The 16,602-nt window shown below is 63.0% G+C and carries 15 protein-coding genes; all 15 read left to right on the top strand.

The genetic code is table 11. The features are described from left to right. The first annotated feature begins 160 nt into the window (after positions 1 to 160). The 15 genes from ndk to BLQ92_RS16015 all read left to right on the top strand — a co-directional run bounded on the left by ndk (position 161) and on the right by BLQ92_RS16015 (position 16,599). Positions 161 to 586: a nucleoside-diphosphate kinase gene (gene ndk / locus BLQ92_RS16085; RefSeq protein ID WP_074264186.1), complete on the top strand. Its 426-nt coding sequence runs from the start codon at positions 161 to 163 to the stop codon at positions 584 to 586. Between the two features lie 112 nt (positions 587 to 698). Continuing rightward, positions 699 to 1,850, top strand: coding sequence for a dual-specificity RNA methyltransferase RlmN (gene rlmN / locus BLQ92_RS16080; protein WP_090685665.1), 1,152 nt, complete (start codon positions 699 to 701; stop codon positions 1,848 to 1,850). Between the two features lie 216 nt (positions 1,851 to 2,066). After that, entirely contained in the window at positions 2,067 to 3,230 is a 1,164-nt protein-coding gene (locus BLQ92_RS16075; protein WP_090685523.1) for a helix-turn-helix domain-containing protein, read from the top strand. Between the two features lie 82 nt (positions 3,231 to 3,312). Then, the gene (ispG, locus tag BLQ92_RS16070; protein ID WP_090685522.1) at positions 3,313 to 4,629 is read left to right on the top strand and encodes a flavodoxin-dependent (E)-4-hydroxy-3-methylbut-2-enyl-diphosphate synthase; all 1,317 of its coding nucleotides are present in this window, start codon (positions 3,313 to 3,315) and stop codon (positions 4,627 to 4,629) included. A 20-nt stretch (positions 4,630 to 4,649) separates the two neighbouring features. After that, positions 4,650 to 5,990, top strand: a complete 1,341-nt coding sequence (hisS, locus tag BLQ92_RS16065) for a histidine--tRNA ligase (RefSeq protein ID WP_090685521.1) — start codon at positions 4,650 to 4,652, stop codon at positions 5,988 to 5,990. Between the two features lie 67 nt (positions 5,991 to 6,057). Then, entirely contained in the window at positions 6,058 to 6,687 is a 630-nt protein-coding gene (locus BLQ92_RS16060; RefSeq protein WP_090685520.1) for a tetratricopeptide repeat protein, read from the top strand. Positions 6,688 to 6,747: 60 nt separating this feature from the next. Then, positions 6,748 to 7,893, top strand: coding sequence for an outer membrane protein assembly factor BamB (gene bamB, locus BLQ92_RS16055; RefSeq protein WP_090685519.1), 1,146 nt, complete (start codon positions 6,748 to 6,750; stop codon positions 7,891 to 7,893). A 360-nt stretch (positions 7,894 to 8,253) separates the two neighbouring features. Further along, positions 8,254 to 9,591 (top strand): ribosome biogenesis GTPase Der, encoded by a 1,338-nt coding sequence (der, locus tag BLQ92_RS16050; RefSeq protein ID WP_090685664.1) that lies wholly within the window; start codon positions 8,254 to 8,256, stop codon positions 9,589 to 9,591. Positions 9,592 to 9,733: 142 nt separating this feature from the next. Further along, positions 9,734 to 9,970: an RNA chaperone Hfq gene (hfq, locus tag BLQ92_RS16045; RefSeq protein WP_006051315.1), complete on the top strand. Its 237-nt coding sequence runs from the start codon at positions 9,734 to 9,736 to the stop codon at positions 9,968 to 9,970. Between the two features lie 31 nt (positions 9,971 to 10,001). Next, positions 10,002 to 11,219 (top strand): GTPase HflX, encoded by a 1,218-nt coding sequence (gene hflX / locus BLQ92_RS16040; protein ID WP_090685518.1) that lies wholly within the window; start codon positions 10,002 to 10,004, stop codon positions 11,217 to 11,219. A gap of 50 nt (positions 11,220 to 11,269) precedes the next feature. After that, positions 11,270 to 12,676 carry an FtsH protease activity modulator HflK gene (hflK, locus tag BLQ92_RS16035; RefSeq protein WP_090685517.1) on the top strand — a complete coding sequence of 469 codons (1,407 nt, stop codon included), beginning with the start codon at positions 11,270 to 11,272 and terminating at the stop codon, positions 12,674 to 12,676. Between the two features lie 11 nt (positions 12,677 to 12,687). Then, positions 12,688 to 13,590, top strand: coding sequence for a protease modulator HflC (gene hflC / locus BLQ92_RS16030; protein WP_090685516.1), 903 nt, complete (start codon positions 12,688 to 12,690; stop codon positions 13,588 to 13,590). A gap of 44 nt (positions 13,591 to 13,634) precedes the next feature. Further along, on the top strand, positions 13,635 to 13,826 hold the full coding sequence (locus BLQ92_RS16025) for a DUF2065 domain-containing protein (protein ID WP_090685515.1): 192 nt from the start codon (positions 13,635 to 13,637) through the stop codon (positions 13,824 to 13,826). Positions 13,827 to 13,923: 97 nt separating this feature from the next. After that, positions 13,924 to 15,075 carry an ATP phosphoribosyltransferase regulatory subunit gene (locus tag BLQ92_RS16020; protein WP_090685514.1) on the top strand — a complete coding sequence of 384 codons (1,152 nt, stop codon included), beginning with the start codon at positions 13,924 to 13,926 and terminating at the stop codon, positions 15,073 to 15,075. A 177-nt stretch (positions 15,076 to 15,252) separates the two neighbouring features. Next, the gene (locus tag BLQ92_RS16015; protein WP_090685513.1) at positions 15,253 to 16,599 is read left to right on the top strand and encodes an adenylosuccinate synthase; all 1,347 of its coding nucleotides are present in this window, start codon (positions 15,253 to 15,255) and stop codon (positions 16,597 to 16,599) included. Positions 16,600 to 16,602 lie beyond the last annotated feature (3 nt).

Below are 16,602 nucleotides of genomic sequence, written 5' to 3'. Positions count from 1 at the left end.
TAAGGAGTTTCAATCCCTGGCGGCACCCTGTTACAGACAAATACAGACTCTTCGTTGGAGTCTTTCAATGCTGAAAGGGTTCAATCGCAATCATACATCGGAACATGCTACAATAGCGGATTCATTTGAATCTGTAACCTCTTAATTTTCTGGAGTTTTTATGGCGATCGAACGCACCCTGTCGATTATCAAGCCGGACGCAGTGGCCAAGAACGTGATCGGTCAGATCTACAGCCGTTTCGAAAACGCTGGCCTGAAGATCATTGCTTCACGCATGGTCCACCTGTCGCGCGCTGACGCAGAGAAGTTCTACGCTGTGCACGCTGCACGTCCGTTCTTCAAGGACCTCGTGGACTTCATGATCTCGGGTCCGGTGGTCGTGCAAGCGCTGGAAGGCGAAAACGCTATCCTGAAGCATCGCGACCTGATGGGCGCAACGGATCCGAAGAAGGCAGAAAAGGGCACGATCCGCGCTGACTTCGCTGACAGCATCGACGCGAACGCCGTGCACGGTTCGGACGCGCCGGAAACCGCCAAGGTCGAGATCGCGTTCTTCTTCCCGGAAGTCAACGTTTACTCGCGCTAAGCACTCGGCGAAGTAGTAAGGTAAAGCAGCAGGAACGGGCGCGAACGGCACATACGTTCATGCAGCTTGTTGCATGAACGTAAAGTCTCGCACTGAAATGGCAGGATTCGATATGACGAGCAGTCCAACCGTCAACCTTCTCGATCTGGACGCCCAGGGGCTCGTCGCATATTGCGACAGCCTGGGCGAGAAACCGTTTCGCGCCAAGCAATTGCAGCGCTGGATTCACCAGTACAACGCTGCAGACTTCGACGGCATGACCGATCTGGCGAAGTCGTTGCGCGAAAAGCTCAAGGGCCGCGCAACCATCGCGATGCCGGGCATCGTCAGTGACCACATTTCCAGCGACGGCACACGCAAGTGGCTGATCGACGTCGGCAACAGCAACGCGGTTGAAACCGTCTACATCCCGGAAGAAACGCGGGGCACGCTGTGCGTGTCGTCGCAGGCCGGGTGCGCGGTCAACTGCCGGTTCTGTTCCACCGGCAAACAAGGTTTCTCACGCAATCTCACCACGGCCGAAATCATCGGTCAGCTCCGCATGGCCGAATTTGCGCTGCGCGCCTCGCGTGGCGCCGCAGGCGGCCGGGCGGTGGGAGGCGAAGGCAAGGGCGAGCGGGTCGTCACGAACGTCGTGATGATGGGCATGGGCGAGCCGCTTCTGAATTACGACGCGGTCGTGCCGGCCATGCGCCTGATGCTCGACGACAACGCGTACGGCCTGTCGCGCCGGCGCGTGACGCTGTCCACTTCGGGTGTGGTGCCCATGATGGACCGGCTCGGCGCGGATCTGCCGGTGGCGCTGGCGGTCTCGCTGCATGCGCCCACGGACCCGCTGCGCGACATGCTGGTGCCGCTCAACAAGAAATATCCGCTGCGCGAACTGATGGCGGCATGCCAGCGCTATCTGAAGGTCGCGCCGCGCGATTTCATTACGTTTGAATACTGCATGCTCGACGGCGTCAACGACAGCGAGGCGCAAGCGCGCGAGCTGCTCGCCGTGACGCGCGACGTACCGTGCAAATTCAACCTGATCCCGTTCAATCCGTTCCCGGAGTCTGGGCTGATTCGCTCGAAGCCGGAACAGATCAAGCGGTTTGCCCAGGTGTTGATGGATGCGGGCGTTGTTACCACGGTGCGCAAGACGCGCGGCGACGACATCGACGCGGCCTGCGGTCAACTGGCGGGGGCAGTGCAGGATCGCACCCGTCTCGCGGAACGGATGGGCAAAGCGGCCAAGGTGATCGAGGTCCGCGCAGTGTGAGCCCGGCGGCGGGGAGTGCGCATCGCGAAGCAGTCAAGCAGCGAAGCGCGAAAAAAACCGCCGTGCCGCACGGTATTGAAAAGAAAGTTTGCAGAAGCGATCGGAAGCGGCACATGAGGCCGCACATTTTGTTATAAACGGTCTGCGCAACCGGCTCGAGGCATGCTGCCCGGCGGTTCGTAAGAGTGAAAAAGAATCGACGCGAAAGGATTTGGGATGAGTGAGCCGCAGCACCCGCACCCGCAGGACACAGGGACCGACACGAGCCATCCGGCGCCCGCAGCCGCACGGCCGGTGGTGCAGCCTGCTGTGCAGGGAGGGTTGGACTCGCTGATGGCGGTGGGGGCACGACTGACGCAACTCCGCGAATCGAAAAACTGGTCGGTCGACGACGTGTCGGCCCGCTTGAAAGTGTCGTCCGCCAAGCTGCGTGCGCTCGAGGCGGGCGATATCAGCCAGTTGCCGGACACCACGTTTGCGCTCGGCGTGGTGCGTAGCTACGCCAAGATGCTCGGCGCCGATCCGGCGCCTTTTACGCAGGCGCTGCGCCGCGAAAAGGGTGTGCCGGAGCCGGACCTGTCGATGCCCGCATCGTCGGGCAAGGATCTGCCGCGCGGCAAGGTCTCGCTGTCGCTGGGCGGCAGCGGTACTCAGAAGCATCGCTCATGGTTGTGGGGTATCGCGGCGGTGGTCGTGGCGGTCATCGCGGTGGGCATGTGGCATACCAACGGCGGCGATTCGTCGGCATGGCTGGCGCGCCTGCGAGCCAGCGCCAATAGCGGTGCGGGCAACCAGAGCGGTGCGTCAGGCGCAGTGGCGCAGGCGCCGGCGGGTGGCTCGGAAGCGGTGGCCGAGGAGGCGGCGTCTGGCGCATCGGCGCCGGATCAGACGCAAGCGGCGACGGACAACGCGGCCTCGGCTGTGCAACTGCCGACTCCGTTGCCGGCGGCTGACGTAGCGAGTTCGGCGGCGCCGGTTGCAGCGGCTCCGAAGGCGGGTTCGCAAGCGGCGGTCCAGGCAAACGCGCAGGCAACGGCGCAGACTGCTGCCCCAGCCACGACGAAGGCCGCCAGTGCGGCGGCCGTGGCGACGACGGCCAACGGCGCGTCCGACGCGACCGAAGCGGCTGCTGGCGAATCGATCGTCGCCGTGCGTGTCAGCGAAGATAGCTGGTTCAGCGTGCGCCAGAATGACGGCAAGGAACTGTTCTCCGGCCTCGTGCACGCCGGCGAAAGCAAGGAAATTTCCGGCGTCGGGCCTTTCAAGGTGACGGTCGGCAACAAGGCGGGACTCGAGTCGATGTCGCTCGACGGCCAGCCGGTCGATCCGGCGAAGTATGCGTCCGCCAAGGGCAATGTGGCGCGCTTGACGCTGCCTTAATACGGTATGCGTCGCTGCCCATGGGGCAGCGGCGCTTTTTCAATTCATGCGGCGTGCGCGGTGCCTGGCGCATGCGGCGTAAATGGGTTTTTCGATGCACTCCGAAGCTCAATCCCAATCCAGCAGTCAGATTTGTTCGAACGAGCCGGTTTTCGGCGGCCAGGCAGCGCGGCGCAAGTCGCATGCTGTCGACGTCCGTTGGGCTGGCAACCTGGTGACGATCGGTGGCGACGCGCCGGTGCGCGTGCAGTCGATGACCAATACCGATACCGCAGACGCGATCGGTACCGCGATCCAGATCAAGGAACTGGCCCAGGCCGGCTCGGAACTGGTACGCATCACGGTCAATACGCCGGAAGCTGCGGCGGCTGTGCCGGCTGTGCGCGACCAGCTCGACCGCATGGGCGTATCGGTGCCGCTGGTGGGCGACTTCCACTACAACGGCCATCTGCTGCTGCGTGATTACCCCGCGTGCGCGGAAGCCCTGTCGAAGTACCGGATCAATCCGGGCAACGTCGGCCATGGCGCGAAGCGCGACACGCAGTTCGCGCAGATGATCGAAGCCGCGATCCAGTACGATAAGCCGGTGCGCATCGGCGTGAACTGGGGCAGTCTCGACCAGGACCTTCTGGCGAAGATGATGGACGAAAACGCCGCGCGTGCCACGCCGTGGGAAGCGCAGAGCGTGATGTACGAAGCGCTGATCCAGTCGGCGATCGGCTCGGCCGAACGCGCGGTGGAACTGGGCTTGAGCCGCAACAAGATCATCCTGTCGTGCAAGGTGAGCGGCGTGCAGGATCTGATCGCGGTGTACCGCGAACTCGCGCGCCGTTGCGAATTTGCGCTGCACCTCGGTTTGACCGAAGCCGGTATGGGTTCGAAAGGTATCGTCGCGTCGACGGCGGCGTTGTCGGTGCTGCTGCAGCAAGGCATTGGCGACACCATCCGTATTTCGCTCACGCCGGAGCCGGGTGGCCCGCGTACCGGTGAAGTGATCGTCGGTCAGGAAATCCTGCAGACGATGGGCCTGCGCTCGTTCACGCCGATGGTGATCGCGTGCCCGGGTTGCGGCCGCACCACCAGCACGCTGTTCCAGGAACTCGCCTCGCAGATCCAGACCTATCTGCGCCTGCAGATGCCGGTGTGGCGCGACCAGTATCCTGGCGTCGAAAAGATGCACGTCGCCGTGATGGGCTGCATCGTCAACGGTCCGGGCGAATCGAAGCAGGCCAATATCGGCATCAGCCTGCCGGGCTCGGGTGAGAACCCGGCGGCGCCGGTGTTTATCGACGGCGAGAAGGTGAAGACGCTGCGCGGCGAGCATATCGCCGAAGAATTCCAGCAAATCGTGAGCGACTATGTCGAGCGCACTTATGGCCGCGCGACTGCGCTCAACTGAGAAGTATCAAGCGAACACAGATGACTGAACAGAAGAAAAAGCTCGAGAAATTGTCCGGTGTGAAGGGCATGAACGACATCCTCCCGCAGGAAGCAGGGCTGTGGGAGTTTTTCGAAGCGACCGTCAAGTCGATGCTCCGTTCTTACGGATACCAGAACATTCGCACCCCGATCGTCGAGCATACGCAACTGTTCACGCGCGGTATCGGTGAAGTGACGGACATCGTCGAGAAGGAGATGTACAGCTTTACCGATGCGCTGAACGGTGAAAATCTGACGATGCGTCCGGAAAATACCGCTGCGGTTGTGCGCGCTTCGATTGAACACAACATGCTGTACGACGGTCCAAAACGTCTGTGGTACATCGGTCCGATGTTCCGCCACGAGCGTCCGCAGCGCGGCCGCTATCGCCAGTTCCATCAGGTGGGTGTCGAGGCGCTCGGCTTTGCCGGCCCGGATACCGACGCTGAAATCATCATGATGTGCCAGCGTTTGTGGGACGACCTCGGCTTGACCGGCATTCGTCTCGAAATCAATTCGCTGGGCCTCGCGGAAGAACGCGCGGCACACCGGGTCGAATTGATCGCGTATCTGGAAAAGCACATGGATGTGCTGGACGAAGACGCGAAGCGCCGTCTCTACACGAACCCGCTGCGCGTGCTGGATACGAAGAACCCGGCGCTGCAGGAGATCGCGCAGAACGCACCGAAGCTGATCGATTTCCTCGGCGAGGCATCGCGCGCCCACTTCGAAGGACTGCAGCGTTTGCTGAAGGCGAACAACCTGCCGTTCACGATCAACCCGCGTCTCGTGCGCGGTCTCGATTATTACAATCAGACCGTGTTCGAATGGGTGACCGACAAGCTGGGCGCGCAAGGCACGGTGGCGGCCGGCGGTCGTTACGATCCGCTGATCGAGCAACTGGGCGGCAAGCCGACGGCGGCCTGCGGCTGGGCCATGGGTATCGAGCGTATCCTGGAACTGCTGAAGGAAGAGAACCTCGTGCCGGAAGATGAAGGTTGCGATGTCTACGTGGTCCACCAGGGCGACGCGGCGCGCGAACAAGCCTTCATCATTGCCGAGCGGCTGCGCGATACCGGTCTCGACGTCATCCTGCATTGCAGCGCCGACGGCCAGACCGCAAGCTTCAAGTCGCAGATGAAGCGGGCGGACGCAAGCGGTGCAGCCTTCGCGATCGTCCTCGGCGAAGACGAGATCGCCAACGGCACGGTGGGCGTGAAGCCGCTGCGCAACGCCAGCCAGGACGGTGGTAAGAGCGAGCAACAGAACGTGCCGGCCGAAGACTTGACCGAATATCTAATCAATGCGATGGTTGCATCCGCCGAAGACGGCGACGACTGAAGCGCAATGCGGTCGGCCGTGAGGTCCGACCCATACAAGGTAATAAAAGAGAAGGAATCGCCGGGCGATGAGTTACCACGACGAACAAGAATCGATTGAAGGTCTGAAGGCATGGTGGGCGCAGTGGGGCAATTCCACCACATGGATCGTGCTCGTGGCGCTCGTCGCGTCCGCAAGCTGGAACGGCTGGAATTACTGGCAGCGGCACCAGGCGGCGGAAGCCGCAGTGCTGTATGACCAGGTTCAACAAGCGGTCACTGCCGGCGACAAGGCTCAGGTGAGCCGCGTGGCCGGCGACATGGAAGACAAGTTCGGCGGCACCGCCTATGCGCAGATGACAGCGCTGATGGCGGCCAAGGCGCTGTACGCCGCCGGCGACGAAGCCGGTGCCAAGGCCCAATTGCAATGGACTATCGATCACGCCAAGGACGACGAGTTCAAGCAGATCGCAAAGCTGCGTCTCGCCTCGCTGCTGCTTGACGACAAAGCCTACGACCAGGGTCTGGCGCTGCTCGCCGAACCGCAGTCCGATGCGTTCAAGGGTGTGGTGGCAGATGGCCGCGGCGATCTGCTCGCAGCGCAAGGCAAGCGTGCGGACGCGCGTGCCGCCTATCAGCTCGCACTCGATTCGCTGTCGAAAACCGATACATCCGCGCGTCAGTTGATCCAGTTCAAGCTGGACGCGTTGGGCGGTTGACCGTCGCGTGACGCTCAACCAGTCCTATTTGATTAATCTTCCTAAATGCAACGTCAACCGATGAATCTGCTGAAACGCTACGCTGTGCCCGTTGCCTGTGCGATGACCGTCCTCGTCATGACGGCTTGCTCATCCACGAAGGACGAGCGCCGCGAGCCGACGCCGCTCACCGAGTTCAAACCCGTGCTGAACGTGCAGCAGGCCTGGAAGTCCAGCGTCGGTAAAGCGGGTCGCTACCTGTTCTCGCCGGTGGCGTTCGGCAACGCGGTCTACGCCGCGGGCGCGAACGGCTCGGTCGCGAAGATCGACGCTCAGACGGGCAAGGACATCTGGCGCATCAAGGTCGGCAGCGACCTGTCGGCAGGCGTGGGCACCGACGGCACGCTGACTGCGGTCGGCGCGCTCAAGGGCGAAGTTTATGTGCTCGGCCAGGACGGCAAGCTGCTGTGGAAGAACACCGCGCCCGGCGAAATCATCTCGCCGCCGCTGGTGGGCAACGGCTACGTGATCGTGCGTACGGTCGACGGGCAGATCACCGCATTCAACGCGCAGACTGGCGAGCAGAAGTGGGTGTACCGCAACCGCGCGGTGCCGCTCAACCTGCGCGTCTCGTCGGGCATGACATTCGCAGGCGACCAGGCGGTGCTCGCGGGCTTCCCGGGTGGTTCGTTTGCAGCAATCAACCTGCAGACCGGCGATAGCTTCTGGGAAACGCCGGTGTCGTATCCGAAGGGCGTGACGGAAGTCGAGCGGATCAATGACGTGACGGGCCCGCCGACGCTGGTGGGAGCCGAGACCTGCGCCGTGACGTTCCAGGGCCAGATTGGCTGCTTCGACGCCAATTCGGGCCGTCCGCTGTGGGAAAAAGCGTTCTCGAGCACGACCGGCGTTGCCCAGGATGAAAACACGGTGGTGGGTGGCGACGACTGGTCGGTGGTGAGCGCATTTGACGCAACCAACGGCAACCAGTTGTGGAGCAACGACAAGCTGAAGAACCGTCAGGTCAGCGTACCGTTCCTGCTCGGCCATGCAGCGGTGATGGGCGACTACCAGGGCTTCGTGCATTTCCTGTCGCGTGACGACGGCACGTTTGTCGCACGCATGCCGACCGACGGCAGCGCGATTGTCGCTGCGCCTGTGCTGGCGGGCGATACGCTGGTGGTGCAGACGAACGACGGCGACCTGTACGGCTTCCGTCCGCGTTAAGCGCGGCGCGAAGCTGATGCGGTCACGCGCAGGCCGGCTTAGCCGGCCGCGCGCGTTTTTGCCGCAGGGCGTCTGCGGCAGTTCGAGCAAAGAAGTACAGAGCAAGTAGAAAGAAAAACTGCGGCTGCATCGGCTGGCCGCAAGTGCTGGAGCGGAGCTGTCCGCGCTATGGAACCCGGCGGTGCACTGGCGCCGCCCATACAGCCAACCCAACGTCCGCCTGGATGGGCATATTTGCTGCGCATCCGGGGCCGGCCGAATTCGTGATAATTTGCGTCAAACGCAGCCGCGACGCGGCCGCATGGCGTCGTGCGCGGGGTGGTCGATCTCGGCCTCGCGTTTCACCGTGAACAACATCTGATGAAACCCGTAATTGCCCTTGTGGGGCGCCCCAATGTGGGGAAATCCACGCTATTCAACCGCCTCACGCGCTCGCGTGATGCGCTCGTTGCCGACCTCCCGGGCCTGACGCGCGATCGTCACTATGGCGAAGGCCGCACCGGCGAGCGCCCGTACCTGGTCGTCGATACCGGCGGCTTCGAGCCGGTCGCGAAGGACGGCATCCTCCATGAAATGGCGCGCCAGACCCGCCAGGCGGTCGAGGAATCGGACATCGTCGTATTCATCGTCGACGGCCGTAACGGTCTCGCGCCGCAGGACAAGTCGATTGCCGACTATCTGCGCAAGACCGGCCGGCCGATTTTCCTCGTCGTCAACAAGGCCGAGGGGATGAAGTACAGCGCGGTGGCCGCGGACTTCTACGAGCTGGGTCTGGGCGACCCGCGCGCCATTTCGGCGGCGCACGGCGACGGCGTGACCGAGATGATCAACGAGGCGCTGGAAGTCGCCTATGCGGGTCAGCCGGAAGAGAGCGACGAAGAGAAGGCCGCGCGCGGCACCAAGATCGCCATCGTGGGCCGTCCGAACGTCGGCAAGTCGACGCTGATCAACGCGCTGGTCGGCGAGGAGCGCGTGATTGCGTTCGACATGCCGGGCACCACACGCGATTCGATCTACGTCGACTTCGAGCGTCAGGGCAAGCCCTACACGCTGATCGACACGGCCGGCCTGCGCCGCCGCGGCAAGGTGTTCGAAGCGATCGAGAAGTTCTCGGTGGTGAAGACGCTGCAATCCATCTCGGATGCGAACGTCGTGATCCTGCTGCTCGACGCCCGTCAGGACATCTCCGATCAGGACGCGCACATTGCCGGCTTCGTGGTGGAGCAGGGTCGCGCGCTAGTGGTTGGCGTAAACAAATGGGATGGTCTCGACTCGCATGTGCGCGAACGCACCAAAGCCGATCTCGAGCGCAAACTAAAATTTCTCGACTTCGCCAAGTTTCACTTTATTTCAGCGGCGGAAAAGACCGGGATTGGCGCATTGATGCGCTCGGTCGACGATGCGTATGCAGCGGCGATGTCGAAGCTGCCGACGCCGAAACTCACGCGCGCGCTGATCGAAGCAGTGGAATTCCAGCAGCCGCGCCGGCGCGGTCCGGTGCGCCCGAAGCTGCGCTATGCGCACCAGGGAGGCCAGAACCCGCCGATCATCGTGATCCACGGCAACGCGCTCGACGCGATTACGGAAACGTATAAACGCTACCTCGAAAACCGCTTCAGGGAAACTTTCGGGCTGACCGGGACTCCATTGCGCATAGAGTTCAGATCGTCGACGAACCCTTACGCGGACAAAGGCTGAAACCCGCGTGTGTGTTGGGTTTGGCCGGATGGCCAGGCCACTCGCGCAAAAACGAAAATCGGCTATAGTGTAGCGGTTGACGGCGGATTTCTTTTTCTTCGTCGTCAATTTAGTCAACCTGCAAAAAAATACGGAGTTTGCTATGAGCAACAAAGGGCAATTGTTACAAGACCCGTTTTTGAACGCACTGCGTAAAGAGCATGTGCCGGTGTCGATCTACCTGGTCAACGGCATCAAGCTTCAAGGGAACATCGAATCGTTCGACCAGTACGTCGTGTTGCTCCGGAATACGGTCACCCAGATGGTCTACAAGCACGCCATTTCCACTGTCGTGCCTGCCCGTCCGGTGAATTTCCACCCGGATTCCGAACAGTCCTAACCTCTCGTCGCGGCCGGCGCAGTGTCGCCCGTTGGCGATCTCTCCCGGCCGCTTCACTTTGATACCCTCCAATTTGACCAACGCAGCGCTTGTCGGTATCGACTTCGGTAAGATCGATTTCGAAGCCAGTCTCGAAGAACTCAGCCTGCTCGCACAAAGCGCGGGCGCGAATCCCATCGTTACCCTCACCGGACGCCGGTCCAGCCCCGATGCCAAGATGTTTGTCGGCAGCGGCAAGGCCGAAGAACTGCGTCTTGCGTGCGAGGCGAACGACATTGAACTCGTCATCTTCAATCATGCTCTGGCGCCCGCTCAGCAGCGCAATCTGGAGCAAGCGCTTAACAGGCGCGTGATCGATCGCACGAGTCTGATCCTCGATATTTTTGCGCAGCGCGCCCGCAGCCACGAAGGCAAGCTGCAGGTCGAGCTCGCTCAACTGCAGTACCTGTCCACGCGGCTGATCCGCGCCTGGACCCACCTGGAACGGCAAAAAGGCGGTATCGGCCTGCGCGGCCCAGGCGAAACCCAGCTCGAAACCGACCGCCGGCTGATCGGCGAGCGCATCAAGGCGCTCAAGACCCGGCTCGAAAAACTGCGTCGCCAGCACGGCACGCAGCGGCGCGCGCGCGAGCGCAACCGCACCATGTCGGTGTCGCTGGTCGGCTATACCAACGCCGGCAAATCGACGCTCTTCAACGCGTTGACCAAGGCCCAGGCGTATGCCGCGGACCAATTGTTCGCGACGCTCGATACGACCTCGCGGCGCGTCTACCTGGGCGACGAGGTGGGGCAGGTGGTGGTGTCAGATACGGTCGGTTTTATCCGCGAATTGCCTCACCAACTGGTGGCCGCATTCCGGGCCACCCTCGAAGAAACCATTCACGCCGACTTGCTGCTGCACGTGGTGGATGCCTCGAGCGCCGTGCGCCTCGACCAGATCGATCAGGTCAACGAGGTGCTGCACGAAATCGGCGCCGACACGATCCGCCAGGTGCTGGTGTTCAACAAGATCGATGCGGTGCCAGAGCTGGCGGCCCGCGGCGAGGCGGTTGAGCGGGATGAGTATGGTAATATTTCGCGCGTCTTTTTGAGCGCGCGCACCGGGCAGGGGCTGGACACACTGCGCGCTGCTATTGCCGAAATCGCGGCTGCCGACTCTCTTGACGACGCGCAGCGTGTAGCGCCGGAGGAAGACCGCCGGCTTGCCGAACCACGCGACGATCGCAAGGTCCCAGAACTCGGGCACTGACCCGTTCCAAATTGCACTGACCCGCTGTCTACTCTGGTGAACGAACACAGGTGAACGATTACAACGAGCGGAGTATCTGGCTGCGCCTGCGCGCCATTCTTTCGATGAACGATCCGCGCTGGGGCCGGGGTGACGGCAATGGCGACCGGCAACGGCCGAATGAACCCAAACGTCCTCAGAACGGCAAGGACGGCGACGGACCGCCGGATCTCGACGAGATGTGGCGCGATTTCAATCGCCGTTTGAGCAGCGTATTCGGCCGCAAGGGCACGGGCGGCGGTATTGGCCGTCCGGACAACGGGCGCGGCGCACGCATTGGCGTGGGTATCGTGATCGGCGTGCTGGTCGCCATCTACCTCGGCAGCGGCGTGTTCGTCGTGCAGGACGGCGAGGCCGGGGTCGTCACGCAGTTCGGCAAGTATCGCTATACCGCGACCCAAGGCGTGCACTGGCGCCTGCCGTATCCGTTCGAAGCGCATGAGCTCGTCAACATTGGCGACGTGCGTACGGTGGAAATCGGCCGCAACAATGTGGTGCGCCTCGCCAACGTCAAGGATGCGTCGATGCTCACGCACGACGCGGACATCGTCAACGTGCGCTTTGCCGTGCAGTACCAGGTGCGCAGCGCCACCGACTATCTGTTTCGCAGCGTCGACCCCGACCAGAGTGTGACCCAGGCGGGCCAGGCGGCGGTGCGCAGCATCGTCGGCGCGCGCAGCACCGAAGACATCCTCTTTCAGGATCGCGAAGCAATCCGTCAGCAGCTCACCGATGCGATCCAGCATTCCCTGGACGAATCGCAGACGGGCCTCGTTGTGACGGGTGTGACGATCCAGGGTGTGCAGGCGCCGGAACAGGTGCAGGGCGCATTCGACGACGCAACCAAGGCGCATCAGGACCGCGAACGCGCCAAGGCGGACGCGCAAGCGTATGCGAACGACCTGCTGCCGCATGCGCAGGCCGATGCGGCGCGTCTCGTCGACGAAGCCAAGACCTATAGCGACCAGGTGGTGGCGCAGGCGCAGGGCGATGCTGCGCGCTTCAAGCAGGTCTACGAGCAGTACTCCAAAGCGCCGGCGGTGATCCGCGAGCGCATGTACCTGGACACCATGCAGCATATCTACTCGAATACGACGAAGGTATTTGTCGACAGCAAGGCGGGTAACAACGTCTTGTATCTGCCGCTCGACAAGCTGATCGACGCCACCCGTCAGCGCGCGGCCGAGGCGGCCGCAGCGAGCGCAGCTTCGGGCGCGGCGGCGGGTTCCGCTGTACTCAGCCCGGCGCCGGGCGCACAAGCCGCGAGCGGTTCCGCCACGCCTGTGCCGGCCTCTGCCGCACCGGCCGCCCAAGCGGCCCAGGCCTCCGGCCCGGCCAGCGACGCCGATGCAGCCAGCGATTCGCTGCGTTCGCGCGATTCGTTCCGCAGCCGCGGCCGCGAAGACGACATTCAATGAGGAGCGCGAACATGAATCGGATCATTGCGCTCGTCGTAATCATCGTGCTGCTGCTGTTTGCTGCGTCGTCGACGGTGTTCGTGGTCGATCAGCGTCATATGGCGGTGCTGTCCGCGCGCGGCGACTCAGCCCCCACGCTGCTCGGCCCCGGCCTGCACGCCAAGCTGCCGCCGCCTTTGCAAACCGTGATGCTGGTCGACAACCGGATCCAGACGCTCGACACGCCGGATGAAGACCGCTACGTCACGTCTGACAAAACCGACCTGCTGGTCGATCCGCTGATCAAGTACCGAGTGACCGATCCGCTCAAGCTGTTCGCGCAGACCAAGGGCGACGAACAGACGCTGCCGGACCGGCTCGCCTTGCTTTCGCGCAGTGCGCTTGGCGACGCGTTCGCCAAGGTGACGCTGCCGGACGCGTTGGCTAAACAGCAGGCGATCGCAGACGAAGCGCGCGGCGCGATGGCCGCGGCGGCTGCCTCGCTCGGTGTCGAGGTGATCGACATTCAACTCGCGCGCGTCGATTTTCCGGCCGCGATGGCCGACTCCGTGTACAAGCGCATGACCGCCGCGCGTGAGCAGGCGGCTGCTGAAGAGCGCGCCAAGGGCGTGGCCGAAGCCGACCAGATCAAGGCGGATGCGGCCAACCAGCAGCAGGCGCTGCTCGCGGACGCCTATATGCAGGCGCAGACCATCAAGGGCGAGGGCGACGGCAAGGCTGCATCGATCGCCGCCGACGCCTATGGACGCGATCCGCAGTTCTACCAGTTCTACCAGAGCATGCTGGCTTACCGGAACACCTTCAAGCCGAACGACGTGATTGTGGTCGATTCGAGCAGCGAGTTTTTCCGCTTCATGCGTAGTCCGACCGGTGAGATGTCGCCGGACGCCGCCGCGGCACCGCGCAAACACTGATTACCGGAGCGCCGCGGCATACGTATCGCGGCACCCTCACTCGCATGGATATAGCCGGCTCGTTGTTGCTCGCGATCGCACTGATGCTGATCATCGAGGGAATGTTCCCGTTCGTTTTTCCGAGCGCCTGGCGCGATACGTTTCGTAAAATAGCGGAGCGTCCGCCGCATCAGATCCGCATTGGCGGGCTGATCGTGATGGTGCTCGGGCTAGTGCTGCTGTTTCTCGCGACCTGACGGCGCGAGCGGCCCGGTCTGACGCAGGGCGCCCACAGCTTCACTCTCATTTACCGGCGCGGCGAGGCGCCGTGTTCACCGTCGTAGGACTGTATCGATGTCGACCTGGTTACTTCCCGAGAATATTGCCGACGTGCTGCCGTCGGAAGCCCGCAAGATCGAAGAATTGCGGCGTCATCTGCTGGACCGTTTTCGCGCCTATGGCTACGAAATGGTCATGCCGCCGCTGCTCGAGTACCTCGAGTCGCTGCTGACGGGCGGGGGCCACGACCTCAATCTGCGCACCTTCAAGCTGGTCGACCAGTTGTCGGGCCGCACGCTCGGCCTGCGCGCCGACATGACACCGCAGGTGGCGCGCATCGACGCGCACTTGCTGAACCGTCAAGGTGTGACGCGCCTGTGCTACGCCGGCAACGTGCTGCACACGCGCCCGCGCGGCCTGCACGCGACCCGCGAGCAGATCCAGATTGGCGCAGAAATTTACGGTCACGCCGGTCTTGAAGCCGACCTCGAGATCCAGCAACTGATGCTCGATGCGCTGCGTCTGGCTGGTCTCGCCAAGGTGCGTCTGGACCTGTGCCACGCGGGCGTGCTGGCGGCGTTGATCGACGCGGAACCCGCTGCGGCGGCGCTCGGCGAGTCGCTGTATGAAGCGCTGGCTGGCAAAGACGTGCCGCGTCTGGCCGAGCTCACCGCGAATCTCACGCCGGTGACCCGGGATGCGCTGCGTGCGCTGCCGTCGCTGTATGGCGATGCCTCGGTGCTGGACGAGGCGCGCAAGCGTCTGCCCGCTACGCCGGAAATCGCCCGCGCGCTCGACGATCTGGCGTTCCTCGCAAGCCAGGTGGACGGTGCGGAAGTGATGATCGATCTGGCCGACCTGCGCGGCTACGCGTACCACAGCGGCGTGATGTTCTCGGCCTATGTGGATGGCGTGCCGAATGCGGTGGCCCGCGGCGGCCGTTACGACCACGTGGGGCAGGCGTATGGCCGTGCGCGTGCGGCGACCGGCTTTTCGCTGGACCTGCGCGAGGTGGCGCGGATTTCGCCGGTCGAAGCGCGCAGCAGCGCGATTCTCGCGCCGTGGCAGCACGACGACGCCCTGCGCGCCAGCGTGGCCGCGTTGCGCGACGCCGGCGAAGTGGTGATCCAGGCGCTGCCGGGTCACGACCATGCGCTCGACGAGTTTGCCTGCGACCGCGTGTTGGTCGAGCGCAACGGCGCGTGGGTGGTTGAGGCGCGCGCCTGAGCGGTAAGAACATTCCAAGAACGATTGCAAGAGCTTTGCAAAAGGATGGGTGCGGCGACCAGCCGCATCATTTCGCTATACCCAAAATAACGTCCATACCGTTGAGCGGAAACGGAAAAATTCGGAAGCTTCCGCGAACATAGGTAGAATACGTTTTTAACCAGCATACGAAACAACATGTCTGCCAGCGCTGTGAATGTGAACCCCGGACGCAACGTCGTCGTCGTGGGAACCCAATGGGGTGATGAAGGCAAGGGCAAGATCGTCGACTGGCTGACGGACCACGCTCAAGGCGTCGTTCGCTTCCAGGGCGGTCACAATGCCGGTCACACGCTTATCATCGGCGGCAAGAAAACCATCTTGCGTCTGATTCCGTCGGGCATCATGCATCCCGGCGTCGCGTGCTACATCGGCAATGGCGTCGTGTTGTCGCCGGAAGCGCTGTTCAAGGAAATTGGCGAACTCGAAGCCGCCGGGGTCGATGTTCAGAATCGCCTCTTCATTTCCGAAGCCACCACCCTGATCCTGCCGTATCACATCGCCATCGACCAGGGCCGCGAAAAGCGCCGTGGCGCGGCCAAGATCGGCACCACCGGTCGCGGCATCGGCCCGGCCTATGAAGACAAGGTGGCGCGCCGCGGCTTGCGCGTGCAGGACCTGTTCGAGCCGGAAAGCTTCGCCGAACGCCTGCGTGAAAATCTCGACTACCACAACTTCGTGCTGACCCAGTACCTGGGCGTCGACGCGGTCGACTTCCAGCAAACGCTCGACACGATGCTGAGCTACGCCGACCGCCTGAAGCCGATGGTGACCGACGTGTCGCGCCGTTTGTATGACGAAAACGCGGCAGGCAACAACCTGCTGTTCGAAGGCGCACAAGGCACGCTGCTCGATATCGACCACGGTACCTATCCGTACGTCACCTCAAGCAACTGCGTGGCCGGTGCAGCCACCGCTGGCGCGGGCGTCGGTCCGCAAAAGCTGAACTACATCCTCGGCATCACCAAGGCGTATTGCACGCGCGTCGGTTCGGGCCCGTTCCCGAGCGAGCTGTACGATGCGGACAATGCGAATCGCCAGGAAGAAGTCGGCCTGACTCTCGCGAAGGTCGGCAAGGAATTCGGCTCGGTCACCGGCAGGCCGCGCCGCACCGGCTGGCTCGACGCCGCTGCGCTGCGCCGCTCGATCCAGATCAACGGCGTCTCGGGCCTGTGCATGACCAAACTCGACGTGCTCGACGGCCTCGACGAAGTGAAGCTGTGCGTCGGCTACAAGGTCGACGGCAAGGACTGCGATATCCTGCCGCGCGGCGCCACCGAAGTGGCGCGTTGCGTGCCGGTCTACGAGACCTTCGCTGGCTGGAAGGAAAGCACTGTCGGCATCAAGGAATGGGACAAGCTGCCTGCCAATGCACGCGCCTATCTGACGCGTGTGCAGGAAGTCGCCGGCGTGCCGATCGACATGGTTTCGACCGGTCCGGATCGTGACGAGACGATTCTGCTTCGCCACCCGTTCAAGGTTTAACTC

Origin of the sequence: Paraburkholderia phenazinium (genome assembly GCF_900100735.1) — a bacterium.
In the GTDB taxonomy this organism is placed as follows: domain Bacteria; phylum Pseudomonadota; class Gammaproteobacteria; order Burkholderiales; family Burkholderiaceae; genus Paraburkholderia; species Paraburkholderia phenazinia.
Note: the sequence above shows the minus strand (reverse complement) of the source record. Positions and strands in the feature narration are given on the sequence as shown.